26 protein-coding genes are annotated in these 24813 nt (G+C 43.4%); all 26 read left to right on the top strand.

Annotation, left to right across the window (positions count from 1 at the left end):
* Positions 1 to 49: 49 nt before the first annotated feature.
* Positions 50 to 2026: a DEAD/DEAH box helicase gene (locus ABFY19_RS12785; RefSeq protein ID WP_418791029.1), complete on the top strand. Its 1977-nt coding sequence runs from the start codon at positions 50 to 52 to the stop codon at positions 2024 to 2026.
* Positions 2027 to 2049: 23 nt separating this feature from the next.
* Positions 2050 to 2838 carry a double zinc ribbon domain-containing protein gene (locus ABFY19_RS12780; protein WP_418791028.1) on the top strand — a complete coding sequence of 263 codons (789 nt, stop codon included), beginning with the start codon at positions 2050 to 2052 and terminating at the stop codon, positions 2836 to 2838.
* 98 nt (positions 2839 to 2936) lie between these two features.
* Positions 2937 to 3356, top strand: a complete 420-nt coding sequence (locus ABFY19_RS12775) for a TIGR03826 family flagellar region protein (RefSeq protein WP_418791027.1) — start codon at positions 2937 to 2939, stop codon at positions 3354 to 3356.
* Positions 3357 to 3526: 170 nt separating this feature from the next.
* Positions 3527 to 3829, top strand: coding sequence for a flagellar biosynthesis anti-sigma factor FlgM (locus ABFY19_RS12770; protein WP_418791026.1), 303 nt, complete (start codon positions 3527 to 3529; stop codon positions 3827 to 3829).
* Positions 3830 to 3880: 51 nt separating this feature from the next.
* A complete protein-coding gene (locus tag ABFY19_RS12765; protein WP_418791025.1) occupies positions 3881 to 4375 on the top strand; it encodes a flagellar protein FlgN in 495 nt (164 codons plus the stop codon).
* A gap of 32 nt (positions 4376 to 4407) precedes the next feature.
* Complete coding sequence (gene flgK / locus ABFY19_RS12760) at positions 4408 to 5865, top strand: flagellar hook-associated protein FlgK (RefSeq protein ID WP_418791024.1); 1458 nt, start codon at positions 4408 to 4410, stop codon at positions 5863 to 5865.
* A 48-nt stretch (positions 5866 to 5913) separates the two neighbouring features.
* Positions 5914 to 6789 carry a flagellar hook-associated protein FlgL gene (flgL, locus tag ABFY19_RS12755; RefSeq protein ID WP_418791023.1) on the top strand — a complete coding sequence of 292 codons (876 nt, stop codon included), beginning with the start codon at positions 5914 to 5916 and terminating at the stop codon, positions 6787 to 6789.
* A gap of 14 nt (positions 6790 to 6803) precedes the next feature.
* Positions 6804 to 7364 (top strand): DUF6470 family protein, encoded by a 561-nt coding sequence (locus tag ABFY19_RS12750; RefSeq protein ID WP_418791022.1) that lies wholly within the window; start codon positions 6804 to 6806, stop codon positions 7362 to 7364.
* Positions 7365 to 7408: 44 nt separating this feature from the next.
* Positions 7409 to 7837, top strand: a complete 429-nt coding sequence (fliW, locus tag ABFY19_RS12745; RefSeq protein ID WP_418791021.1) for a flagellar assembly protein FliW — start codon at positions 7409 to 7411, stop codon at positions 7835 to 7837.
* 27 nt (positions 7838 to 7864) lie between these two features.
* The gene (gene csrA, locus ABFY19_RS12740) at positions 7865 to 8125 is read left to right on the top strand and encodes a carbon storage regulator CsrA (protein ID WP_418791020.1); all 261 of its coding nucleotides are present in this window, start codon (positions 7865 to 7867) and stop codon (positions 8123 to 8125) included.
* Positions 8126 to 8378: 253 nt separating this feature from the next.
* Positions 8379 to 9203, top strand: coding sequence for a flagellin (locus tag ABFY19_RS12735; protein WP_418791019.1), 825 nt, complete (start codon positions 8379 to 8381; stop codon positions 9201 to 9203).
* Between the two features lie 75 nt (positions 9204 to 9278).
* Entirely contained in the window at positions 9279 to 9680 is a 402-nt protein-coding gene (locus ABFY19_RS12730) for a flagellar protein FlaG (RefSeq protein WP_418791018.1), read from the top strand.
* 14 nt (positions 9681 to 9694) lie between these two features.
* Positions 9695 to 11182, top strand: a complete 1488-nt coding sequence (fliD, locus tag ABFY19_RS12725; protein WP_418791017.1) for a flagellar filament capping protein FliD — start codon at positions 9695 to 9697, stop codon at positions 11180 to 11182.
* A 94-nt stretch (positions 11183 to 11276) separates the two neighbouring features.
* Positions 11277 to 11495 (top strand): Rrf2 family transcriptional regulator, encoded by a 219-nt coding sequence (locus ABFY19_RS12720; RefSeq protein ID WP_418791016.1) that lies wholly within the window; start codon positions 11277 to 11279, stop codon positions 11493 to 11495.
* 2 nt (positions 11496 to 11497) lie between these two features.
* Entirely contained in the window at positions 11498 to 12088 is a 591-nt protein-coding gene (locus tag ABFY19_RS12715) for a hypothetical protein (protein WP_418791015.1), read from the top strand.
* A gap of 5 nt (positions 12089 to 12093) precedes the next feature.
* Complete coding sequence (locus ABFY19_RS12710; RefSeq protein WP_418791014.1) at positions 12094 to 13407, top strand: 6-hydroxymethylpterin diphosphokinase MptE-like protein; 1314 nt, start codon at positions 12094 to 12096, stop codon at positions 13405 to 13407.
* A gap of 5 nt (positions 13408 to 13412) precedes the next feature.
* Positions 13413 to 15290 (top strand): motility associated factor glycosyltransferase family protein, encoded by a 1878-nt coding sequence (locus ABFY19_RS12705; RefSeq protein WP_418791013.1) that lies wholly within the window; start codon positions 13413 to 13415, stop codon positions 15288 to 15290.
* A gap of 5 nt (positions 15291 to 15295) precedes the next feature.
* Positions 15296 to 16348, top strand: coding sequence for a UDP-N-acetylglucosamine 4,6-dehydratase family protein (locus ABFY19_RS12700; protein ID WP_418792608.1), 1053 nt, complete (start codon positions 15296 to 15298; stop codon positions 16346 to 16348).
* A gap of 1 nt (position 16349) precedes the next feature.
* On the top strand, positions 16350 to 17297 hold the full coding sequence (locus ABFY19_RS12695; protein ID WP_418791012.1) for a dTDP-glucose 4,6-dehydratase: 948 nt from the start codon (positions 16350 to 16352) through the stop codon (positions 17295 to 17297).
* A gap of 47 nt (positions 17298 to 17344) precedes the next feature.
* Positions 17345 to 18538 carry a UDP-4-amino-4,6-dideoxy-N-acetyl-beta-L-altrosamine transaminase gene (gene pseC / locus ABFY19_RS12690; protein WP_418791011.1) on the top strand — a complete coding sequence of 398 codons (1194 nt, stop codon included), beginning with the start codon at positions 17345 to 17347 and terminating at the stop codon, positions 18536 to 18538.
* 32 nt (positions 18539 to 18570) lie between these two features.
* A complete protein-coding gene (locus ABFY19_RS12685; RefSeq protein WP_418791010.1) occupies positions 18571 to 20313 on the top strand; it encodes a glycosyltransferase family protein in 1743 nt (580 codons plus the stop codon).
* Between the two features lie 2 nt (positions 20314 to 20315).
* A complete protein-coding gene (locus ABFY19_RS12680) occupies positions 20316 to 21230 on the top strand; it encodes a class I SAM-dependent methyltransferase (RefSeq protein ID WP_418791009.1) in 915 nt (304 codons plus the stop codon).
* A complete protein-coding gene (locus ABFY19_RS12675) occupies positions 21227 to 22216 on the top strand; it encodes an ATP-grasp domain-containing protein (RefSeq protein WP_418791008.1) in 990 nt (329 codons plus the stop codon). The genes ABFY19_RS12680 and ABFY19_RS12675 overlap by 4 nt, the downstream gene beginning before the upstream one ends.
* A gap of 27 nt (positions 22217 to 22243) precedes the next feature.
* Complete coding sequence (locus ABFY19_RS12670; protein WP_418791007.1) at positions 22244 to 22960, top strand: HAD family hydrolase; 717 nt, start codon at positions 22244 to 22246, stop codon at positions 22958 to 22960.
* 21 nt (positions 22961 to 22981) lie between these two features.
* Positions 22982 to 24031 carry a pseudaminic acid synthase gene (pseI, locus tag ABFY19_RS12665; protein ID WP_418791006.1) on the top strand — a complete coding sequence of 350 codons (1050 nt, stop codon included), beginning with the start codon at positions 22982 to 22984 and terminating at the stop codon, positions 24029 to 24031.
* Positions 24032 to 24067: 36 nt separating this feature from the next.
* Positions 24068 to 24802, top strand: coding sequence for a cytidylyltransferase domain-containing protein (locus ABFY19_RS12660; protein ID WP_418791005.1), 735 nt, complete (start codon positions 24068 to 24070; stop codon positions 24800 to 24802).
* The last annotated feature ends 11 nt before the right edge of the window (positions 24803 to 24813 follow it).

Raw genomic sequence — 24813 nt, 5'->3', positions numbered from 1 at the left:
TTACAGAAAATAACAAGGGAAAAAATGTAAAGCGTCGAATTGTATCTCCATGAGTGATTTGCTAACCTGTATTTATATGGCCGAACTTAAGAATGGCAGTTATCATGCATTTATGACACATGACCCGAGGATTGATGCTGTATTTATGTTTCCGGGGCAGGATTATGCTTCTTTTGAGGTACTGACTCCTTACCTGCCTGTGGGCATTTCATATTATGTGTTGAAAACAGTATTTGGACAAAAGCGTACATGCAAAGGTATCACTTATGACGACCTGATTAAGACTAAATTCAAAGAAATTTACAGTCTCCTGAGACAGTTGGAGCTGGTTCTCGGGAGGGGAGCATTAATGCAAAGTATGGTAGGTTATCCTGCCAGGCTTGTGATAAAAAACCTTAAGGCTTTGCGGCGTCCGGAACCAATGGTTTGCCAAGAGGTCCTTGACGCTTTACGGGGCCGTATTTTATTCTGCGAAGAATTAGAAACTAGCCTAAAAGAAAACAGCTACAGCGCCGAGGGTAGTTTGGGGAGACATAATTTAGACGATATCCTGCAGCTTCTTGCCCTGCAGGGTGAAATTCAGCTGCTCCCGGCGTTGGGTTTTACCGGAACGACTATAGTAACTTGTTTCAGGTGCGGAAACCAAACAGAGCTGAGGAGGACGTTCTGGGAGACTGAGATTTCTAAGCGTAATGGGAAGGTATTCCAGACAAGCTGTCTGATTTGTGCCTTCCCATCAGTATATTGTGAACAGTGTAATTCTTTCGGGGATTCCAGGCTCTGCCGCGGCTTATATGCCGCTCCGGGAACTGTTCCAACTATCCTGGGAGGGCTGAAATGTCAGCTCAGGGGGGTTCCCTCTCTGACTCCTGCCCAGCAAGCTGCCTCAGAGGAACTAATTCGTTTTGTCGGGAGGATACCCGCATTACAGGAAAATTTCGACCAGGCCAAAAAAGCAGGTGATGTTCAGACAGCGGAATGTCTGGTTTGGGCAGTTTGCGGAGCGGGAAAAACCGAGGTTGTTTTTGGCTCTATTGCCGAAGCCCTGAACCGGGGAGGCCGGGTTTTATATGCCATTCCCAGGAGGGACGTGGTTTGCGAACTCGCTCCACGGCTGCAGTCTGCTTTCCGGGAGGTGGAATTGCTGGCCGGTTATGGAGGGAGTGAGGAGAAATACCGTATAACAAGGCTGGTAATAGCTACGACACATCAAGTTATCCGTTATTTCAAGAATTTTGACCTGGTCATTCTTGATGAGGTTGATGCTTATCCTTATCAGGGGAACGATATGCTCCGAATGGCTGTACATAGGGCGGTTAAACCTGAAGGTGGGATTATCTATCTAACGGCTACTCCCAGCAAGGAGATGCTTAGAAATACCGGAAGCGGGGAGATGGAGTTGGTGACAATTCCTGCCAGGTATCACGGGTATCCGGTTCCTGAGCCGAAGCTGGAAAAAGCTTCCCTTTTTCTGAATAAGTGCCATAACAGCAGGGAAATTAATTCGGTAATTCTAAACGTGCTGCAACGCTGGCTTTATGATCAGGGACGGCAGGCATTTGTTTTTCTGCCAACAGTCGGTATGGTTGAGGAATATGGTCCTTTATTGGCAGATGCAATTTGGACAGCTGTACAGGGGAATGTACAATTGAATGTCGATTGCAAAGACGCTTCCCGGGATGGCTTGTTGCGTTTCAGTCACGCCAAAGATGCACAGCGGGACCAAAAAAGAGATGACTTTAAGAATGGGAAATTTTGTCTGTTTGTTACCACTACAATTATGGAACGCGGGATAACCGTAAAAAAAGCCAATGTAATGGTATTGGAAGCAGACCGGGAACAGGTTTTTGACGAAGGGACCTTGATTCAGATGGCTGGAAGGGCCGGGAGGTCGGCTGAATACCCTGACGGTGAAGTGGTCTTTATTGGAAAGAGTATCAGTGATGCTATGAGAAATGCCAGGAAAAGAATTGTTTTTCTTAACAAGAAAGCCAGGGAGCAGGGATATCTGAAGCCAGGACTGTAATAATGATAAAATGGAGGTTGGCAATGGGATTACTGGAAAAGATGCTGCAGGCGCTTTTTCCTGAAAAAAGCAGATGCCTTGTTTGTGGCTGCCCGGTAGAGTCAGACATCCTGTGCGATTCTTGTATGAAAAGGATTGGCTATAGTCAGGGTTACTCTATATGCTATAGATGCGGCCGCTATATGCATGAGGCCGTTGAGGGCAGTAAGGCTGCCAAAACTGAATATATGAATAACAAGTATTGTCCGGAGTGCCGGGAAGCAGCTCCGGAGTTTTTTATGGCAAGGTCGTTAGGGCCCTATGGTGGGGACCTGAAACAGGTAATTTATATGTACAAATATAATGGGTACCGGTCTTTATGCAGGTCTCTGGGACTGTTAATGGCTGAGCTTTTCATTAATGAGAAAGCCTTTTGGGATACCAGTATAATAGTACCTGTCCCTTTGAGTGAGGAAAAAATGGCAAGAAGAGGCTTTAACCAATCTGAACTCCTGGCAGAACAAATGGGCCGAATATTACATCTTCCGGTGGCAAAATGTCTGATACGTACTATTGATACCCCCAGCCAGAGCAAGCTGACTAAAAAAGGGAGGCAGGATAATATCAGAGGCGCCTTCATTATTAACGATAAGGTTTTGTCTGTTGGTTTGACTGGAATAACAAGGTGTAAACGATACAGTAAAGTTTTGCTGGTGGATGATATTTTTACAACCGGGGCTACGGCGTGTGAGTGTTCCCGGGTCCTTCTTAGGGCGGGGGCGGATAGTATTGGTATTTTAACACTGGCATCAGGGCTACAGGAAAAAATATAAATATTTTCTTTACAGAGGAGGAAAATGCAGGAATTTGTCGAAAAGTGACAAAGAAAGTAAGCGGATGTAAACGGGTTTAGTAAACAGGAGGGGTGAGTATGGGTGACCTGAGAAACTGTCCCGAATGTGGCAAGGTATTTGTTAAAATAAATAAAAACCTTTGCCTGGACTGTATCGAAAAAGAAGAAGCTGAATTTGAGGAAGTAAGAAAATACCTGAAAGACAACCCTAAGGCTCCAGTTGAGGAGATTGTGGAAATTACCGGGGTTCAGGAAAAGAAAGTGCTTAGGTGGATGCGTGAAGGGCGTGTTGATATCAGCTTTTTTGATGGCAGCAAGGGCTTGACCTGCAAGAGTTGTGGGACTGTGATTAAGACAGGAAACTTTTGTGCCAAATGTGCCAAAGACCTTTCTGCCCAGATGAAAGGTGCTGCGGGACAAAGGACTATCAGGCAGGAAGAGCCTGAAAAGGAGAAAAAAAGGGGAATGTATTTTGCCAATAGGATGAGAGATAACTAATCTTGTTGGGGAGATTTTCAGCGTATTATAAAGAAATAATGAATAATACAGAGATAACATTAAAAATACGGCCTAAATAAAATGAGGGGTTTTGCCGACATAAACTGTAAGTTTAATTGTTGTGTAAAACAGTTTTAATTCATTTTAGTTTATTAAAAGAGGTGGCCGGGATGATTATCTCAAACAATCAGATTAGGTCCCTGATTGCCATGTATGCCAATCAGGACAAAAAAGATGCCCAGATTTCCGTAAAAGGCCAGAATAAGTTCAATGAAGAGGCATACAAGAATTCCGTTTCCAGTAATGCTAAATCTTACCTGACGGCCAAAGAAGTTATCAGTACACTTCCTGAGGTCAGGGAAGACAGACTGGCTAATATCAGAAAACAGGTACAGTCCGGTACTTATGAAGTAACTGATGAAGAGGTTGCTGAAAAAATGATTGGCAGAACCCTGGTTGATAAACTGGTATAGATGTCTTTGGAGATGTGAGGGGAAGACTCATAAAGATACGGGGGAATAAAGGTGGAAAAAATTCTTACCGGGCTGCTGGAAAACATGATGAGTCAGTTTGAGCTTTATCAGAGGGTACTTTCACTGGCTTCTGAAAAAAAATCAGTGCTGGTTAAAGGGGACATTCACCAACTTGAAAGGATAACCAAGGAAGAAGAGGGGTTGATTTTACAGGTTGGCAGGCTGGAGGAGCAGAGGCTGTCTCTGCAACGGGATATTGCCGGCCATTTTGCACTTTCTGCTGCAGATTTAACCGTATCTGACATCATTGATCGTGTTGAGGAGCCAATTAGTGCACAGTTTAGGCACGTTGTGGAAAACATGACAGATGTACTGAAGAAGCTGGCTGAAACAAATGAGGCTAATACGGAGTTAGTCAGGAATTCACTGGAATTTGTAAATTTTTATTTTAATGTCCTTACAGACAATGACAGTACTCCTTCATACGGAGAAAAGGAGGATTCCCAAAAGGGAAATGCTGCCAAGATTTTTGACCGCAAGGTCTGAGTTTAATATACTCGAAAAGGCGGGAATATTTTATGAGTTCAACATTTTTCGGATTGGAAATTGGCAGGAAGGCGCTGCAGGTACAGCAGGCAGCACTTAATGTAACAGGCCATAATATTGCCAATGCCAATACAGAAGGGTTTACAAGACAGCGTGCAGTTATGTCTGCTACTAAGCCGTTTGCTATGCCGTCTTTTACCAAACCGGCGGGAGCAGGTCAAATCGGGACAGGTGTAGAGGTTCAGGAAATACGCAGGGTGAGGGATGACTTTATTGACTTACAGTTGAGAAAGGAAAACAATGTATTTAGTGAATGGGAAGAAAAACTTGATTCCTTGCAAAAATTGGAAGTCGTTTTCAATGAACCATCTGAGTCCAGCCTTAGGACTGTTCTGGATAGGTTCTGGGAAGCTTGGCAGGACTTGTCCCTCAATCCAGAACTGGAAGCTGTCAGAATGACAGTCCGTGAGAGCGGGGTTGCCTTGGCCGAAACGTTTAATCATCTGGACAGGCAGCTTGGTGAACTGACTGATGATATTGATGATTCCATAAACATTGCTGTTGATGAAATTAACAACATTGCCACCCAGATAGCAACACTGAATGATCAAATTGTTAGTGTAGAGGTTCAGGATGACAATGCCAATGACCTTAGGGACAAGAGGGATTTGCTGGTTGATGAGCTGTCCAAAAGCATTCAGGTTTCCGTCAGGGAGGATGAATACGGTTCACTTAAGGTTAGTATTGGAGGCAGGGCTTTGGTTACCGGGACTGAGGTATTTGAGATATCGGCAGTTGCAGACCCGGGCAACAACGGCTATGTTGAATTGCAGTGGGCAGACGGGTCTGCCGTTAGGGTAGAGTCCGGAGAGCTTAAGGGTATGCTGGACACCAGGGATACTATTGTGCCGAGTTACCAGGACCAGCTTGATGAGTTGGCTAGGACTGTGGTGGTTGAGATGAATTCAGTCCATGCGGCGGGTTACGGGCTGGACGATGATGTTGGCGGAATTAATTTCTTTGACCCCATTGACCCTTTAGACCCGACATATCCCGATAATATTACCGCTGCAAATATAGCGGTTGATGATGCGATTATGAATGATTTGGACAATATTGCTGCGGCATCGATTCCGGGTGATCCGCTTAACCCCGGCTTGAATGCCGGGGATGGGTCAAATGCCATAAATATCGTCGAACTAAAGCACATGGAATTGATTGGCACTGCCACTGTGGATGATTATTATAATGCTATGATTGCCGAGCTGGGTGTCCAGGCACGGGAAGCCGAACGAATGACAGAAAATCAGGAATTGCTGGTGACACAGCTGGAGAACCGGCGGGAACAGGTATCGGGAGTTTCTCTGGATGAGGAAATGACAAATATGATTAAGTTTCAGCATGCATATAATGCGGCAGCACGTGTTGTTACAGCTATGGACGAGCTTCTGGATACTGTTGTTAACAGGCTTGGCCTGGTAGGAAGATAGGGAAAATAATTTTTGTGAGAAATAAAAGATTTTAAAGGGGTGTCATTGATGCGCGTTACTCAGGGTATGCTGGCCGGCAATTTTTTGAACAACCTGAATGCCAATTACCGAAACATGAATAGGATTCAGGAACAGCTCTCAACTGGGAAGAAAATTAACAGGCCATCAGATGATCCAATTGGGGTGGCCACTTCCCTTAGATTGTATACGGGCCTAACGGAAACCGAAAAATATAAAAGCAATGTGGATGCTGCTACTGCATGGCTTGATACCACAGATACGGCTTTGGGCCAGGCCGGTGATGTCTTGAACCGGGTGCGGGAACTGACTATTGCCGGGGCAAGTGATTCCTTGTCCCAGTCTGCCCGGTATGCTTTGGCTGCTGAGATTTCCCAGTTAAGGGAACAGGTTGAGCAGATTGGCAACACTGCCCATGACGGGCGGTATATTTTCAGTGGTTTCCGGACTACCGAGCCTGCTTTTGAAGCGGGGATTTATGAAGGTGATAGCGGCAGCATGAACTATGAAATAGGAGTTAATATTACCATGCCAATCAACATTACCGGGGATGATGTCTTTATTAATACAGTAGATGTATTCGCATTATTGACGAATATTGAAACTGAAATTACCGCGGGAGATACACCTACTTTGTCCGGCACTAGGCTTGAGGAACTGGATCAGGCCATAGACAATATCCTATCATTAAGGTCAGAGGTTGGTGCCAAGACAAACAGGCTGGAACTGACTAACTCACGGCTTGAGGATGCAATCCTGAACTTTTCCTCTTTGCTGTCGGAAAATGAAGACATTAATACTGCAGAAGTGATTACTCAGTTAAAAATGCAGGAAAACACCTATAATACCGCACTGGCGGCAGGGGCTCGGATAATTCAGCCAACCCTGCTGGATTTTCTAAGGTAGTGAGATGATGCATTATGGAGATACAAATTACCCAAAGGTTTGCTCAGATAGGGATTGATATAACTCAATCACAATTCCGTATGAACATCGGGCCTGCAGATATCCAAACCAGGATAATTCCTGCTCGGATGGATATTTCTGTTCAATCCCCGAGGGTATTTATCGACATGACGCGCCCTCTTGAACAAATGGGGCTTAAAGGTATTGTGCCTTTTGCAACCGAGTATGCGAAGAAAGGCAAAGCTGCTGTTTTAAGTGGAATTGCAAGGGTAGCCGGGGAGGGTGATACTCTGGCCCGGTCTATTGGAAATGACGCTGCGGTTATCGGACGGATAGCACGGGCAAAATCCTTTGATAAGGCCCAGTTCAATATAGGGTTGATTCCACGATCAGCCCCTGAAATAACTGCGGCGGGGGGGTTGGATTTAAATGTAAAACAAGGGGATGTGCAGTATGATGTTACACCAAGATTCCCCGAAATTCAGTTCGTCCCTGGCAATATAAGATTTTACCTGCGGCAAACCCCTTTTATTAAGATTGAGACTTCGGGAAGCATTATGGACCTTGTTATTTAAAAGCTTTAGTCTAATTAAGTGATTTTACAGAGGTGATAAGAGGAATGATTGTCAAAACCAGGCGTTTTGGGGACCTGAGTATTGAGGAACAAGACATAATCACAATGGGTGGTGGTTTACTGGGATTTGAAGATTATACAAAATATGTCCTTCTGGACCATGATGATAAATCACCTTATAAATGGCTGCAGTCCCTGGAAAATCCTGAATTGGCTTTTGTGGTAATGGAGCCGTTTGTGTTTTTCCCGGACTACCAGTTTGAGCTTTCCCAGAATGACATTAAGGAACTGGAGGTTGCCAAAACGGAAGATGTTGCTGTTTTGGTAATACTGGTAATTCCGGAAAACCCCAGGGAAATGACTGCAAATATTAAGGCACCGTTAGTTATCAATATGCACAAAATGAAGGGTAAACAGGTTGTTTTGAATAATGAGGCCTACCCGGTCAAGCTTTATTTATTTCAAAAAAAATAAAGAAAAAATGCCAAGGAGGGCGACGGTATGTTAGCATTAACAAGAAAATCAGGGCAAAGCATTATAATTGATGACAATATAGAAATAACAGTTGTTGAAATCAAAGGGGACCAGGTTAGGCTCGGAATAAGCGCTCCCAGGACTGTCAAAATCCTGAGGAAAGAGATTTTTGATGAAATTAAGGCTGAAAACATGACGGCAGCAGTTGTGTCACAAATACCAAAGGATAACCTGGAAATTCAGGTGCAGAACATGCCGGTAAATAAAATGCTTAAAAACGACAGATAATGACAAGAAATAGCAATAAATAACGTCAAAACCAAAGAATTTTTATGATTAATAAATAAATATGGCAAAAACAAGCCTTTATTGCCCTAAAATGGGCATTAAGGTTTTTTTTGTATAACCGATATTATTACTGGCAAGATATCATTTTCGTATTTTTCGGTGGCAGCGGCCGATGTCGCCAGATGTAAGGAGATGATAATTTTCCAAAATGAGGAGCATGGATGCTCCGTAAATATTCAAGGAGGATGATAATATGAGAATCAACAACAACATTAATGCTTTATTCGCCCAGAACAAACTGCAGGCAACTAACAGCAACCTTACCAAATCATTGGAGAAGTTAGCTTCAGGTTTGAGGATTAACCGGGCTGGTGATGATGCTGCAGGTCTGGCAATCTCCGAAAAAATGAGGGGACAGATCAATGGTTTAAACCAGGCTCAGCGTAATGCCCAGGATGGCATTTCATTGATCCAGACTGCTGAAGGTGCTCTTAATGAGACCCATTCAATGCTCCAAAGGATGCGGGAGTTAGCTGTTCAGGCCGGTAATGATACCAACATTACTGCAGATCGTGAGAAAATTGTTGATGAGCTCAACAAACTGAAGGCCGAGATTACCAGAATTGCCGAACAGACTGAGTTTAACACCCAGAAACTGATGACAGGCGGTTTCTCAGGCAAGGTATTCCAGATTGGGGCCAATGCTGATCAGACTATTGATGTTGATATCAATGACATGACTGCTTCCGTAGGATTAAGTCTGACTGCTGCTGTTATTGATGCAGCAACCCAGCAGGCAGGTGTAAGTGCCTTGGTCGATGCTGTTGATGATGCTATCAATACAGTATCTGATGAGCGTTCCAGCCTCGGTACCCTGCAAAACAGGCTGGAGCATACTATTGCTAACCTGCAGACTTCTGCAGAAAACCTCTCGGCTGCTGAATCACGTATCCGTGATGTTGACATGGCTGCTGAAATGGTTAAGTTTACCAAGAACCAGATTCTGGTTCAAGCCGGTACAGCTATGCTTGCTCAAGCTAACACGGCTCCCCAGGGCGTACTGCAATTGTTAGGCTAACTACTGGCAACATACAGCCGGCTGGCTTTTGCCGGCCGGCTGTTTTGTTTTTTTAGTTAAGGGTGGTGTATAGGAATGAAAGTTAAGCCATTGGAAGGAAACTCAAATACGGTAAATACCGGTTCCAAGGTCCAAAACACCGACATTGTCAGTGACGTCAAGCCTGATTATGTACAATCCCGGAACAGGCAGGTTAGTAAAGAGAAAGAGGCTGACCCTAAGGTATTGCTTCAAAAGGACAGGGAAGCAGATGAACAAGTAGTTTTGCAGGAAGCGATGGAGAAACTTAATGAAATGACCCGGATATTTGACCGGACATTTCATTTTGAGATACATGAGGAAACGAAACGCTGGATTGTACAGGTGGTTAATACAGAAACCGGGGATGTTGTTAAAGAGATCCCGCCGGAAAAATTTCTGGATATGGTCGCCAGGATTGACCAGTTTGTGGGATTGCTTATAGATGAGAGGCGCTAGGAGGTGAAGTTGTTATGAGCATGAATGTTAGTGGATTAATCTCTGGTTTAGATACAGATAATATTATTTCCCAACTTATGGCAGTAGAGCGTCAGCCGATCAATCTAATGGAAACCAGGCAGCATACCTATGAACTGCGTAAATCGCTTTGGAATGAAATTAATTCAAGCCTGCTTTCTTTAAAGACTAAAGGTGAAGCGATAGCAACATCTGAGGATTTGCTTACGAAAAAAGCCACCTCTTCAGATGACACTTATTTTACTGCCGCTGCCGGGTCATCTGCTGCCGACGGTACATATGCCATAGATATTACCACTATAGCAAAGGCCCAGCGGGTCAATGGGACAACTCAGTCTGCCGAGGCCCTCAATCTCAGTGGGACATTTACAATTGGAGACGGTACCTATAGTTCAACTATTGAGGTTTATGCAACTGATACGTTATCAACTATTATGTCAAGGATTAATGAGGCAAAAGATGATGCCGACCCGACCAAAAGCCTGGATGTTTCAGCCACCATAGTAAATAACACTCTTGTTTTGCAGCATAAAGAGACAGGTTCCGCCAACCAGCTTGTATTGACTGATACAGTTAATACAGCCGGCTCAACCGGAAGTGATGAGATTTTGGAGAGCCTTGGCATTCTGACTGATGCCAAAACCATCCAAGATGAATCACAGGCTGCCGCAGATGCGGTATTTACTGTTAATGGAATTGCTGTGACTAGGTCAAGCAATTCAGGACTTACAGATGTAATTAGCGGGGTTACCCTGAGCCTTAAGCAAGAAGGTGTTTCCGGGACCCTTATGGTTGAAAAAGATGTTGATGCAATGGTTAATTCTATCAAAAGCTGGGTGGAGCAGTATAATTCCACGATTGAGCTGCTGAGTACGAGATTATCAGAAGAGGTTGTCAAGGGTGCTGAGAGTGATGCCATGAAGAGCAGAGGGTTGCTCAGGGGAAACTCTATTCTGTCAAGTACCAAGAGTGAACTCAGGCAAAATATATCTTCTAATATTGAAGGATTAACCGTTTACACCAATCTGTCCCAGATTGGGATTATGACTACAAGTTCTGATTATGGTAAATCAGGCAAACTGGAAATCGATGAAACCGAGTTAAGGGCTGCCTTGGAAGCCAACCCGGAAGATGTTGCCAAGCTTTTTGTCAATGATGAAGACCTGGATGGTGATGGTGAGATTTCATCAGATGAACAAGGTGTAATTACCAGGCTTGAGTCTCAGTTGGATTACCTGACCAGCACATCAACCAAAACGATTGGCGGGGTAACGGTTAAGGCAGGCGTAATCCAGGCCCGGATTGAGTATGAATCAGCAGTTATCAGTGACCTTGCAGATAAGATTGCAGATTATGAAGAAAGGCTGGCTAAGAGAGAGCAGAGCCTTTATGCGCAGTTTACAGCTATGGAAACAGCTCTTTCAAATCTGCAAAATCAGGCAAGCTATCTGTCAAGTCAATTAATGAGTTTATATTCCGAATAGGAAAAGGGCAATGATATTGCCTGTTTTTTTGAAATTATATGTCTACTCAAGACTGGATAAGCAGGGTAGTGTCAACAAAGGTGGGGAGTCAAAAATGCAATTAACGTACATACAACAGGAAATTATGGGAATCCTCAGGCGGGCCGACGCTTCTTATGCAAACCCGGTATCTTCTGCACAAATCAGCAAAGCCTTAAATGTAACCCCTTCCTATGTGAGGGAACAGGGGAAATTTCTTTGTGACGGCGGCTTGGTCCAGGTGCGCCGGGGTCCGGGCGGCGGATATTTTTTGAACAGGGAGAGGGAGGATTGATTTTGAAGGTTACTGTTAATGACCGGGAAATATTGTTTGAAAAAGATATGAGTCAAAGTGAAATTATATTACAGTTACAAAGCGCTCTTAAAGAGAAGAACCTGGTTGTTATGGAAGCTAAGGTTAATGGTATAGCCAGTAATTTAGACCTTTCACAGTTGGCCGGTTTAAATGATATTGAAGACATAGACTTGCTGGTAGCAACCCCGGAACAGGTGCTTACAGAAGGCCTGGAAACAGCAGTTACTTATTTGCCGTTGCTTCAAAGGGGCTTAACAGAGATTGCGGCTTTTTTCCAGGAAGGGCGGGAAGGTGAAGCTATCTCCAAATTCCAGGAAGCTGTTCCCGGTATGGAGTGGTTGGGCCAGATACTTTCAAGTGCTGTTCTTTTCTTTGAAAATAATTCGTTACAAGACTCGTTCAGGTCTTCTGCAATAGATTATAGTAAAAAGTTGGAGGACATGCTGGAAGCATGGCAAAACAGGGACTATATTTTGATAGCAGATTTACTGGAATATGAATTGGCGCCATTTATAGATGAACTTATGCCTTTAATACAAAATGCGTTGAATATAATTGCGGAAAAGGAATGATGTAGTTGCAGATTATTCCTGAAAAGGCCCGTTCCGGATTAAATACAGCTAGAGTTGATAACGGGTCAAGGAAAATATATCTTCACAGCAAGTATGACCCGGTCAAAGAAGCAGGTCTGTTGATAAACAACTATGAAATTGGACCAGGAGATATAGTGGTTGTCTATGGTGCCGGACTAGGGTACCACATTGCCGAAATACTTGATAGAGTAGGTAAAAACGGACGGGTTTATATATTTCAGATAGGCTACCAGGTATTTGAGTGTCTAAAAAAAATTAGCAATTTAGAGGATATTGTTACAGATTCGAGGGTTACTACAATTGTAGAAGATGATGTAAGTCCGCTGTCCGGCAGACTGGCATTAGTCCTGGGCGATTGCGGTAATGAAGGAATTAAACTGGTGGTACACCGTCCTTCACTGGAATTGCTTCCCGTTTCAGCAAATGATTTCAGGGCAGTTTTGGAAGATTGGGAAGTGAAAAGGGCAACTTACAGCCGTTTCAGTGTGCAAATGGAAGAAAACCTAAGGGATAATACCGGGATGTGCCGGGGCCTTCCTGGTATTTCACGCCTGTTTAACAGGTTTGATAATGTTCCTGTTGTGTTGGTTGCTGCAGGGCCGTCACTGGATGCGGCAATTCCGGATTTGAAAAGATTCCGCAATGAAAATAAGGGAATGATTGTATCAGTAGGGGTAGTATTAAAAACCCTTTTGGAACAGGATATTAAACCTCACCTGGCAGTTCTTACCGACCCACAGGAACATGTAAAAGTACAGGTTGCCGGCTTGAGAACAGATGTGCCTCTGATAATTTTCCCGACAGTTCATCCTGAAGTATTGCGAGCTTACCCCGGTCCTAAGATTTTGGCTGTACCAAATGACAGCTCTGCAGCTGAGAAATTAGGCATCGGTGATGAGGCTACAGTTGAAACCGGCGGCTCAGTTGCTACCACTATGTTGGATATAGTTATCAAAATGGGAACTAATCCGGTGATTTTTGTGGGTCAGGACTTGGGCTTCCCTGGAGGGCAGCTGCATACAACCTCCTATGTGCATGGGAAAGTTATCATGGAACAGGGCATGCTCCTGCGTCAGGTAATGGGGAACAATGGAAAAATATTGTCTACATCAAGGGCCCTTGATATATACCGTAAATGGATTGAAGAACGAATCAGCCGTGAGGAACAGAAAACATTTTTTAATACTGCTCTTGAGGGAGCTGTTATCAGAGGGACTAAAGTGGTGCAATTTCTTAAAATAATAGGAGAATTGCCACAACGAAACGATGATTTTGAACTAATCATAAGAGAGGGATAAAATCAATGATGGCGGCAGAGCAGTGGAAATTATTTAAAGCCAAGTGTCTTAACCCGGAAGGTATTAACATTAATCAAAACAGCATAAACCTGGAACAGTTAACATCAAAGTCAGGAGTGCCTACTCTAAAGCTGTTGCTTGATGATAAGGAAATTTTTGTCCATAGCGCCTATGACCCAATAAAGGAAGCGGGTCAGTGGGCAGGGAAAATCGTCCCCGTTCCGGATGAGGTTTATTTTATATTTGGTTTTGGTTTAGGGTACCATGTAGTGGAATTAGTAAATACGATCCCTGATACATGTAAAATTGTGATTGTGGAAGCATATCATGAGTTTATTGTAAAGGCCATAGAGGCAAATCCCAAAGGTATGGAAAAATTGTTGAAACATAAGGGTATCTTTTTCATTACCGGGCGGGAACATCTAGTACTGGAAGGATTTCTGGGGGAGGTTATCGGATTTAACAACCTCAGGAAGGTAAATTTTCTGGAATACCATCCGGTGACCAGAATTTTCAAAGATTCTTATGATGAGTATAAAAAGAAGCTCACCAATGCAGTAAGCAACCTTATTATAGAAATGAACACCATACTGCATTTTTCGGAAACATGGTTAAGAAATTTTTTTATTAATATGAACCAGATAATAATGAGCCCTGGTGTTGCCAGGCTTTACGGGAAATTTTCCGGTAAGTCAGCAATTATAGTTTCAGCCGGGCCTTCACTGAATAAAAACATCCACCTTTTACATGAAGCCAAAGGCAAAAGTGTTATTATAGGTGTCGGTACATCTTTAAAACCCCTGCTTCAGGCCAATATTGAACCTGATTTGGTCATTTCTGTTGATGGTGGGCAGGCAAACTTTAAGCATTTTAAAGATATAGGTATATGCAATATCCCTTTAGTTTTCGATATGGCAATATATCCCGAAATACCCGGAACATATCCGGGGCCTAAATTAGTTGGGAGCTGTCAGGAAAACCAGCTGAACTGGGCTGAAAAAACATTCCAGGAGGAGAAAGGCCTTTATGAAATGGGACCTTCAGTGGCTTGTGTGGCTTTTGACCTGGGCAGGAAACTGGGCTGCAGCCCTATTATATTAATTGGTCAGGATTTAGCATATACGAACAATATGGCTCATGCCAAAGGGACGGCATATGACCATAGGACGGTGGAGGATTTTGAGGGCCGGGAAATTATTGAAGTTGAGGGTGTTGATGGGAACATGGTCCTCACTGACAGGGTTATGGCCACCTTTATTAGGTGGTTTGAAATAAAAATTTATGAATCTAAGGACACTCACCGGGTGATTGATGCCACTGAAGGAGGGGCAAAAATACCGGGTACAGATATTATGACCCTGAAGGAGGCCATCAGCAGGTATTGCAGTCAACAGGTGAACGCTGCTGAAGAAATTGCACAGGTAATCAGGGAGTATGTACCTCCGGACAAAAACAGGCTGGAAGTGATTGGCGATAAAATCAAGAACCTGAGAAGCCAGTTAAGCAAGCTTGAAAAGGCCGCAGGCAAAGGTATCACATATTCTCGCAAACTAATGGATTATTATGATAAGGGATTATCTGATACACGGGCTTTAAATAAGGTCCTCAGGGAATTGGAGAAGATTGACAAGCAGATAAGTGAACTTAAAGAATCAACGGAATTGTTTGTCCTGATGTTCCAGAAATTAATTCTTAAAACAAGGCATAAAATAAAATCTCCAAACAAAGAGGAAAATCAGGTTGAAAAGGGAATGCGGATTGCATCGTGTTCAATGGAACTATATGAAGGCATCCGGGAAACGGCTGAACTGGCCGGAACTATCGTTGATAAGGCTGCTGAAGGGATGCAAAAGATTGGGGACCAAAAGGAGTGGGGGCAATGAAAGACTTGATTCAGGGCAGGAAGATACTGATAACGGGCGGAACCGGAACCTTGGGGAGAGCCCTTATTAGTGAAATTCTAAAATATGAACCCAAGGTGGTACGGGTCTTCAGCAGGGATGAGGCAAAACAGTTTGACCTTCAGTTTGACCTGAACAAACACAAAAACACACGTTACCTTTTAGGGGACATACGGGACAGGGACAGGGTAATGCGGGCCATGGAAGACATTGATATTGTATTCCATGCCGCAGCATTAAAGCATGTTCCCTCCTGTGAGTATAACCCGTTTGAGGGAGTTAAGACAAACATTATTGGGACCCAGAATGTTATCGAAGCTGCTCTTACAAACCGGGTGAGTAAGGTAATCTATACCAGCAGTGACAAGGCTATCAGCCCGACAAACACGATGGGGGCCACAAAGCTTGTGGCTGAACGGCTTATATCTGCCGCTGATTATTATAAAGGGACTTCTAATACTGTTTTTGCTGCTGTAAGGTTTGGGAATGTAATGGGTTCCAGAGGATCGGTAATCCCTCTGTTTAAGAAACAAATTCAGGCAGGTGGGCCGCTTACGGTAACTTTGCCTGAAATGACACGGTTTATGATGTCACTTAGCCAAGCCGTAATGCTTACTCTGGAAGCTGCCAGGAGGGCTAAAGGGGGCGAGATCTTTGTCCTCAAAATGCCTGTAATTCGTCTTGGGGACCTGGCAGAAATAATGGTTGAAGAGTTTGCCCCCTTATGTGGTTTCCGGCCTCATGAAATACCGGTGGAAACAATTGGGCTGCGTCCTGGTGAAAAAATGTATGAAGAACTTATGACAACTGAAGAAGCCAGGTTTGCTATGGAGTTTCCCAATATGTTTGCTATACCGCCAAGTTATGAGTTGAAACACTATACCTATAAGGGAGCCCAGCAGGCAGAAGTCAAAACCTACCGGTCAGATGAGGTCGCTCCTTTAAACAAAGCACAGTTAAGGCAGCTTTTATATAAAGAGGAGTTGCTGGAACGTCGTAAACAGAAGGCTGAAGCGGGAATCAGAAAGGCGGTAAATTAAAATGAAGGTTTTGGTAACTGGTGGTGCAGGATTTATTGGAAGATGGGTTGTGAAACGGCTGCTGGAAGAGGGACATGATGTCTGGGTGCTGGACAACCTTGCTAATGGAAAACTGGAAAACATCGCAGAACTTACCAGCCGCAAAAATTTAAAGGAATTTATATATGCTGATATTAAGGATAAGCAGATTATTCGGGATGTGTTTACTAATAAGTATGACATCTGTTATCACCTGGCAGCCAGTATTAATGTTCAGGACAGTATAGATGACCCGGAGACCACATTTGCCAATGATGTGACAGGGACCTTTAATGTTCTTGAGGAGTGCCGGAAGCATAACACTAAAATGGTGTTCATGAGTACCTGTATGGTTTATGACAGGGCTATGATCGATACCGGGATTGATGAGACCTGGAGGACAAAACCGGCATCACCTTATGCCGGATCTAAAATAGCAGGAGAAAACATGGTTTTATCGTATTACCATACTTATGAATTGCCGACAGTTGTTGTCAGGCCTTTTAATACTTATGGGCCGTTTCAGAAAAGTTCCGGTGAAGGGGGGGTTGTCAGTATATTTATTAAAAAGAACCTCAGAGGGGAAACTTTAAATATTTATGGTGACGGAACCCAGACCAGGGACTTGCTGTATGTTGAGGATTGTGCCAGGTTTGTTATAGAAGCCGGTTACTCTGACCGGGTAAATGGTCAAATTATAAATGCCGGGCTGGGCAGGGATATTTCGGTTAATGACTTGGCATTGCTGATTTGTAATGATAATGAGAAAATCAGGCATGTCCCACATATCCATCCCCAGAGTGAAATCCCCAGGCTGTTGTGCAATTATACAAAGGCAAACAACCTGCTGGGCTGGGAACCGGCGGTTTCATTGGAAGAAGGCATTAGAACCACCACTGAATGGATAAGTAAAAATGATATGGATAAGTAAAAAAATGATATGGATTAACTATAATATATAGAAATAGGTGCGAAATAATGGTTAATTTGCCGGCAGTTGAAGGTGGCATTCCGGTTCGCAGGGAAATGCTGCCTTATGGACAGCAATGGATTGATGAAGATGATATCCAAAGTGTAGTCGGGGTTTTAAAAAGCGATTTCCTAACGACCGGACCCCAAATTGATAAATTTGAGAAAGAGTTTGCCAACTATGTTGGCGCCAGGTATGCTGTAGCGGTTGCCAATGGAACGGCTGCCCTGCATGCTGCTGCTTTTGCCGCGGGAATAGGTCCAGGGGATGAGGTGATTACATCACCCATTACTTTTGCCGCATCAGCAAACTGTATCCTGTACCAGGGAGGGAAGCCGGTATTTGCAGACATAAAAGAATCTGACTGGAATATTAATCCTGATGCAATAAAGGTCAAGCTGAGCAACCGGACCAAAGCGATTATTCCGGTACATTATACCGGATTACCGGCTGACCTGGATGAGATTAATGAAATTGCCCGCAAAAACAGCCTGACAGTTATTGAAGATGCTGCTCATGCTCTGGGGGCAGTATACCGGGGCCAAACAATCGGCGGGCTAAGTCACATGACAATTTTTAGTTTTCATCCGGTAAAGCATATTACCACAGGTGAGGGCGGGATGGTAACAACAGATGATACTGGCTTATATCACAGGCTGTTAGAGTTTAGGAGCCATGGGATTAGCAGGGAAAGAAAGAGTCTGCTGCGGGACGAAGGGGACTGGTATTATGAAATGCAGAATCTGGGGTACAATTACAGGCTGACTGACATACAGGCTGCCCTGGGATTGAGTCAATTGACCAAGGTTGACCGGTTTTTGCAGCGCCGGCGTGAAATAGCTGCCAGATATATTGAAGCATTTAGTGATATCCCGGAGATTTCTTTACAGGTAAACCATGATGACAGGGAATCTGCATGGCATTTGTTTGTTATTAAGTTAAATACCGGCTGCCTGAGGGTTGGCAGGAGACAGGTTTTTGAAGCGCTTAAAGCTGAAAACATCGGAGTTAATGTTCATTATATTCCTGTTTACCTGCACCCATATTACAAGGGTTTGGGACATCCCGGGGGGCTTTGCCCCAGGGCTGAAGAGCTTTACTCAGAAATGATTACTTTACCACTGTTTCCTAAAATGACCCCACAGGATGAAACTGATGTTATTGAAGCTGTTAGTAAAGTCATTACATATTACCGCCGGTAACTTAAAACCCTACGTACAAAAGGATTGATTAGATGGATGAGCGGTTGAGACAAAACTATCAAAGTAATCTTAAGGTTTTAGAGAATCAAAATAGTGACTTGCTCCGGTATCTTAATGAGAACCGGTGTACCGGTATCTTTTTTGAAAAAGCAAGGGACGGGAATTATACCTGTTCAGTTGGGAGTCCGGAGAAAAAGACCTATATTTACAGCAAATTCAAGCCGGAGGAAACGGCCCGGAAAAATATAGCCAGGTACCTGGAACAGAAGACAGGGAATTATTTGATACTGGGGTTAGGATTGGGGTATGACCTTTGGGAATTATATCATGCAGTAAAGAATGATAAGAACTTTAACAGGATAATTGTTATTGAGAATAATCCGGATTTCTTTTACCTGACTCTTCATACAAATGATTATTCCGGAATTTTGTCTGATAAGCGGGTTGCATTTCTGATAGGGAATCCTAAAAAATTAAGTTTTCCCGTTGGCTTATTAACGGTAATCGATAACCCTCAATTAACTTCTTTGGCACCTGATTTCTATAAAAAGATTGTTTCTGAAATTGGTTTTGCCGTCAAAAAGTTGGCCTCTGACTGGATTGTGGTGTTTGAACATGTTACTTTTGCTGATGATATTTGTGAGGCTTTTACCGAATTGGGCCTGAAGGTCGCTAAGCTAAAACTGGACCCTGACCCGGCTAAGTTGACGGAGGTATTAAAAAAACGCGCACCCAGATTCCTTTTTTCTATCAATTTTGATCCTTATATCTTGCAAATAGCGGAATTTTTAAAACTGCCCTATGTTTCATGGACTGTAGATACCCCTTGTTTTAGTTTGTTTAATGAAAAAAACAAGTCACCCTGGGCGCTGCTCTTTGTTTATGAGAGTGAGGTTTGTGAAAGGCTCCGTAAAAACGGCTTTGATAATGTATATTACCTGCCTGCTGCAGCAAATTCAGCCAGGTTTGACAGAGTTTTATCCTCTGGAGCGGACGTGGAGCGGTACAGTTGTGATATTAGTTTTGTGGGGACAACAGGGGTAGTTAACGAATACAGGAAGTTTTTTCTCGACCATGTGGACGGGTATTTGAAGGACTTGATAAACAGGATTTCTGTGGATCAATTGAACAGACCTGAGCGATATTTGGTACCGGAACTGATAAAAAGCTACAGTGAAAAAAACAGTATTGATATCACCAGCCAGGTATATGAAAAGAGTCTGATAAGATTGGGGGGAGAGAATTACATACCTGATGACGAACGGTTTGCTGTGGTTTTAGCCAAGGAAATATGCAGCTATTGGAGAAAAAAAATAATCAGCCGGATTGCCGGTTCTCATGAAATTCATGTATATGGTGATGCGGAATGGGGCCTGTTTGAACCGGCGCCTTCGGGTTTAAAATATTGCGGCCAAGCAAGACACTTTGAAGACTTGCCCGGAATTTATAAGGGCTCGAAAATAAACCTTAACCTGACCCGGATTTATGTGGAATCAGGTTTGCCTATGCGGGTTTTTGACGTCTTGGCATCCGGGGGGTTCCTGCTTACTAATCACAAGAATGATTTGGACAGGCTCTTTAAACCAGGCAGGGAGATGGTGGAATTTTATGATGATAAGGAAATGATGGAGGCTATAGAATATTACCTGGAACATGAGGGCGAGAGGCAGGAGATTGCCGCCCGGGGGTATGTGGCTGTAAAAGAGAGACATACCTTTGAACACCGGATGCGTGAGGTTTTAGAGATAGTAGAAAATAGAAAGGTGTTGATGTAGTAATGGTGGAAGAAATAAAGTCTTGGAATGAGCATAGCGGGGAAGTGATGGATTCTGTTAATGGTTATGATGTGATTGATTGTAAGGAGTGTGGATTTAAACATATTATTCCCCTGCCTACTCCGGAGGAAATAGAAGCTGCTTACAATCATGACTATTATACACAGGAGAAACCGTTATACATTGAACGGGCCAGAGAAGACTTAGAGTGGCTAAATCTTGCATATGATGACCGGTATGATATTTTTGAAAAAAATCTGCCAAAAGACAGACGCCGTATTCTTGACATTGGTTCAGGCCCTGGTTTTTTTCTTTTGCGCGGCCGCCAGCGTGGTTGGGAAACATTAGGAATAGAGCCGTCTGAGCAGGCGTATAAACATTCAAGTGATTTAGGACTTAATATTGTCAATGAATTTTTCGATTATGAATTGACAACAAAATTAGGCAAGTTTGATGTAGTTAATATGAGTGAAGTTTTAGAACATATAGTCAATCCCCAAGAAGTACTAAAATTAATTTATAATTTACTCGAAGATAATGGATTAATTTGTATTTCGGTTCCTAATGATTACAACCCTTTCCAATATGCCTTGCGTACGGTGTGTGATTATAACCCTTGGTGGGTGGCGCCGCCTCATCATATTAATTATTTTGATTTCGTTTCTCTTAAAGGTCTTATGACTAAAATTGGATTCGAAGTGGTCTTGGTTGAAGCTGATTTTCCCATTGATATGTTTCTTTTAATGGGAGACAATTATGTAGGAAATGAGGATTTCGGCAAGTTGTGTCATGAAAAAAGGAAGAATTTTGAGATGAACCTCAATAAAGCGGGATTAAATTCTATAAGGCATCGTATCTATGAAGCGCTTGCGGAAAGTAATTTGGGCCGGAGGATACTGCTTGTTGCCAGAAAGTGATTTGGAGATGTATGGTGATGGTTAATTTTTTGTTTACCAGTATAGGGCGCAGGGTAGAACTGATAAAATGTTTTTGCCGGTGGGCGAGGGAACAAGGATATAGTAAAATTGTATCTGCTGATATCAGTTCATTGGCCCCGGCAGCGTATTTTTCAGATGAAAACTTTCTGATACCCAGATATAATGATAATCAATATATCTCTTCATTACTTGAAATATGTAAAAGTGAAGAAATTAAGGGCTTAATTCCTTTATTAGAGCCGGAGTTTCCAATTCTGGCGGCTCATAGAGAATTGTTTGCTTCTATCGGGACGACCCTGATACTATCTTCGGATAAGGTTCTCGAGACTTGCCGGGACAAGTATCTGACATACCAATTTTTTTGTGCAGAGAATATTCCATCCCCGGGAACATATTTGTCAAATGAGGCCGGTCTGCTGGAATGCCGGTTTCCGCTTTTCATTAAACCCAGAAGCGGTATGGGCAGTGCTAATACGTTCCGGGTAAATAACAAAAAAGAATTGGATTTTTTTCTTCAATATGTTCCTAATCCTGTTATCCAGGAATTTATTGAAGGCATTGAATATACCATGGATGTAATTAATGACTTAACCGGCAAAACAATTGCCGTGGTTCCACGGGAAAGAGTCGAGGTGCGTGCGGGAGAGGTTAGCAAATCCCGTACAGTAAAAGATATTGAGCTTATCAACCTTACTGTTGAAGTTGCTGAAAAGTTGGGAGGTTTTGGTCCGCTCACAATCCAGGCATTCAAAAAACCTGATGGAGAAATTGTATTTACAGAGATTAACCCCAGGTTTGGTGGAGGCGTGCCATTAGCGATAAAAGCAGGGGTGAATTACCCGCAGCTTTTGGCCAAAATTGTTAGGGGAGAAAAGTTGACCCGAGTAACGGAATTTAAAGATAATCTTTACATGCTGAGATATGATGATGCGTTATTTATTTCTGTTTCAGGTGCATGTGAATAAACATGAGAGGTGCAATTTACCGAACTTATGAAAATATCCAAAGCAGTTATATTTGACTTGGATGATACCCTGTATGATGAGCGGCAGTTTGTGGTTAGCGGTTTCAAAGCTGTGGCCCAATACCTGGCTGATAGCTATGGCCTGCACAATGAAGCTCTTCTTCAGCGTATGCAGCATTTGTTATGTGAAAATGGGAGGGGCAGTATTTTTGACCAAGTGCTTCTGGATTATGGCCTGGATACTTCAATGGTGAGCACATTGGTGGAGGTTTACCGCAGCCATAAACCTGCTCTGCAGCTTTATCCCGATGCCGGGGAAATACTTAGGAGCCTAAAGGGAAATGTTCCGGACATAAAACAAGAGGTTATCTTGGGAATAATCACTGACGGTGCTGCCAAAGTACAATGGAATAAAATAAAGGCCCTTGGCCTTGAAGACGTCATGGATATAATCATCGTTACCGATGATTACGGTATTGACTGCTGGAAACCCAGTCCGGTTCCTTATCAGAGGGTTATGGACAAACTAGGAGTTTCACCGGAATCGTGTATATATATTGGAGATAACCCGGAAAAGGACTTTGTGACTGCTCGGAAACTTGGTTGGTATACGGCAAGAATATGGAGACCGGGCGGGATGTGTTTTGAAATAAAAAAAGGTCTGACTTATGAAGCCGATTATGATATAACTGCTTTGAGCCAATTGAAACCGATTTTGCTGGAGTTGTGGAATCTGAGCATTTAAACGGGGTAAGGAGGACGTATGATGGTAAACGACATCACTATCGGCAGTAAAACAATAGGCCCCGGTTCTCCCTGTTTCATCATTGCTGAGGCCGGCAGCAACCATGACCGGGACCTTGGTCAGGCAAAACAGCTTATTGATGTTGCAGTTGAAGCCGGTGCGGATGCGGTTAAGTTTCAGACTTTTACCGCAGATAAAATCGCAGCAAATACCGTTCATGAAATTATGAAACTGGGTAATGAGTACGAGGGAGTACAAACTCTCTATGAGCTGTATAAAGGCCTCGAACTGCCCAGGGAGTGGCAGCACGAGTTGATGGAATATGCAGTTGGCAAAGGGATAATATTTCTCACGACTCCTTTTGATTATGATGCTGTTGAGCAGATGGAGGTGCTTAATGTTCCGGCTTACAAAATAGCTTCATTTGAGCTGGTTGATTTGCCCTTCCTTAACTATATTGCTAAAAAGGGAAAACCGGTTATTCTCTCAACAGGGATGGCTTCACTGGGAGAAATTGAAGAGGCTTTGGACGCTGTATATAAATCGGGAAACCGGCAAGCAGTTCTTCTGCACTGTGGCATCAGTTATCCGATGCCATTGCAGGAGGTTAATCTGGCAGTTATGGAAACTTTGAATATAGCTTTTCAAGTCCCAGTAGGGTATTCCGACCATACATTGGGGATAACTGTACCGATAGCGGCTGCTGCCTGGGGAGCCAGGGTAATAGAAAAACATTTTACAATTGATAAAACTTTGAAGGGACCGGACCACAAGTTTGCCCTGAATCCTGTTGAACTTAAAGCAATGGTCAAAGGTATCCGGGAAGCCGAAATGTGTGTGGGCAGCCCTGTAAAAAGACTGGCTGAATCTGAAAAAATACACCATATGAGGGGCAGAAGAAGCATTTTTGCTGTCACAGATATTCCCAGGGGGACGGAGATAACCGGGGAGATGCTGGCAATATTGCGTCCCGGTGTCGGGCTACATCCCAGGTACTTGGACAAAGTTATTGGCCGGAAGGCCTCAGTTGATATAAAAGCCAATGACCCAATAACATGGGATAACATTTGAGACAAGAGAATAATTGATAAGATTTGAGGTGAAAAAGTGCCAAAAACAGTGTGTATTGTCCAGGCCAGGTTTGCTTCCACGCGTTTACCCGGAAAGGTACTTATGGAAATTGCCGGGAAGCCGCTTCTGGAGCACCTGATAGATCGCTTACGGTTGGCAAGGGCAATAGATGAAATTGTTATTGCGACAACGGTAAATAGTGATTGCATTCCGATTGTCGAATTGGCTGACAAATGTGAGGTTACATGGTTTGCCGGGTCAGAGGAGGATGTTTTGGAAAGGTACGTTGGAGCTGCCCGGCAAGTGAATGCCGCTAACGTTATCAGAGTTACCAGTGACTGTCCCCTGATTGACCCGGTCACCATAGACAGAGTGGTCAACTGTTACCTTTCTTCAGATGTGGACTATGTCAGCAATACAATTGAACGGACATATCCCAGGGGACTTGATACCGAGGTGTTTTCCAGTGAAGCCCTGGAGCGGGTTAGCAGGCTGGCTTCAGAAAAATCATACAGGGAACATGTAACCCTTTATATGTACCGCCATCCCGAACAATTTACCTTGAAAAATGTGTGTGCAGAGCCTCCTTTGGACAGGCCTGATCTCAGATTGACGGTTGATACACCTGAGGACTTTATGCTGGTAAAGGAAATATATGAAGCCTTGTACAGCCCCGGTGATATTGTCAAAATAACTGATGTAATCAGGCTGTTTGATGAAAGGCCTGAGCTGGCCGGGATAAATGCTCATATTGAGCAGAAAAAAGTATAATCCGGAATGGA

Origin of the sequence: Phosphitispora sp. TUW77, from assembly GCF_048453025.1 — a bacterium.
Lineage (GTDB): Bacteria > Bacillota > Thermincolia > Thermincolales > UBA2595 > Phosphitispora.
Note: the sequence above shows the minus strand (reverse complement) of the source record. Positions and strands in the feature narration are given on the sequence as shown.

Coding starts and splice junctions, on each gene's coding strand:
- ABFY19_RS12780 (WP_418791028.1), top strand. CDS start 2,050: ATGGGATTACTGGAAAAGATGCTGCAGGCGCTTTTTCCTGAAAAAAGC.
- ABFY19_RS12720 (WP_418791016.1), top strand. CDS start 11,277: ATGCAATTAACGTACATACAACAGGAAATTATGGGAATCCTCAGGCGG.
- ABFY19_RS12670 (WP_418791007.1), top strand. CDS start 22,244: ATGAAAATATCCAAAGCAGTTATATTTGACTTGGATGATACCCTGTAT.
- ABFY19_RS12770 (WP_418791026.1), top strand. CDS start 3,527: ATGATTATCTCAAACAATCAGATTAGGTCCCTGATTGCCATGTATGCC.
- ABFY19_RS12695 (WP_418791012.1), top strand. CDS start 16,350: ATGAAGGTTTTGGTAACTGGTGGTGCAGGATTTATTGGAAGATGGGTT.
- ABFY19_RS12730 (WP_418791018.1), top strand. CDS start 9,279: ATGAAAGTTAAGCCATTGGAAGGAAACTCAAATACGGTAAATACCGGT.
- fliW (WP_418791021.1), top strand. CDS start 7,409: ATGATTGTCAAAACCAGGCGTTTTGGGGACCTGAGTATTGAGGAACAA.
- ABFY19_RS12750 (WP_418791022.1), top strand. CDS start 6,804: ATGGAGATACAAATTACCCAAAGGTTTGCTCAGATAGGGATTGATATA.
- ABFY19_RS12735 (WP_418791019.1), top strand. CDS start 8,379: ATGAGAATCAACAACAACATTAATGCTTTATTCGCCCAGAACAAACTG.
- ABFY19_RS12785 (WP_418791029.1), top strand. CDS start 50: ATGAGTGATTTGCTAACCTGTATTTATATGGCCGAACTTAAGAATGGC.
- flgK (WP_418791024.1), top strand. CDS start 4,408: ATGAGTTCAACATTTTTCGGATTGGAAATTGGCAGGAAGGCGCTGCAG.
- pseI (WP_418791006.1), top strand. CDS start 22,982: ATGGTAAACGACATCACTATCGGCAGTAAAACAATAGGCCCCGGTTCT.
- fliD (WP_418791017.1), top strand. CDS start 9,695: ATGAGCATGAATGTTAGTGGATTAATCTCTGGTTTAGATACAGATAAT.
- ABFY19_RS12705 (WP_418791013.1), top strand. CDS start 13,413: ATGATGGCGGCAGAGCAGTGGAAATTATTTAAAGCCAAGTGTCTTAAC.
- pseC (WP_418791011.1), top strand. CDS start 17,345: ATGGTTAATTTGCCGGCAGTTGAAGGTGGCATTCCGGTTCGCAGGGAA.
- flgL (WP_418791023.1), top strand. CDS start 5,914: ATGCGCGTTACTCAGGGTATGCTGGCCGGCAATTTTTTGAACAACCTG.
- csrA (WP_418791020.1), top strand. CDS start 7,865: ATGTTAGCATTAACAAGAAAATCAGGGCAAAGCATTATAATTGATGAC.
- ABFY19_RS12685 (WP_418791010.1), top strand. CDS start 18,571: ATGGATGAGCGGTTGAGACAAAACTATCAAAGTAATCTTAAGGTTTTA.
- ABFY19_RS12775 (WP_418791027.1), top strand. CDS start 2,937: ATGGGTGACCTGAGAAACTGTCCCGAATGTGGCAAGGTATTTGTTAAA.
- ABFY19_RS12680 (WP_418791009.1), top strand. CDS start 20,316: ATGGTGGAAGAAATAAAGTCTTGGAATGAGCATAGCGGGGAAGTGATG.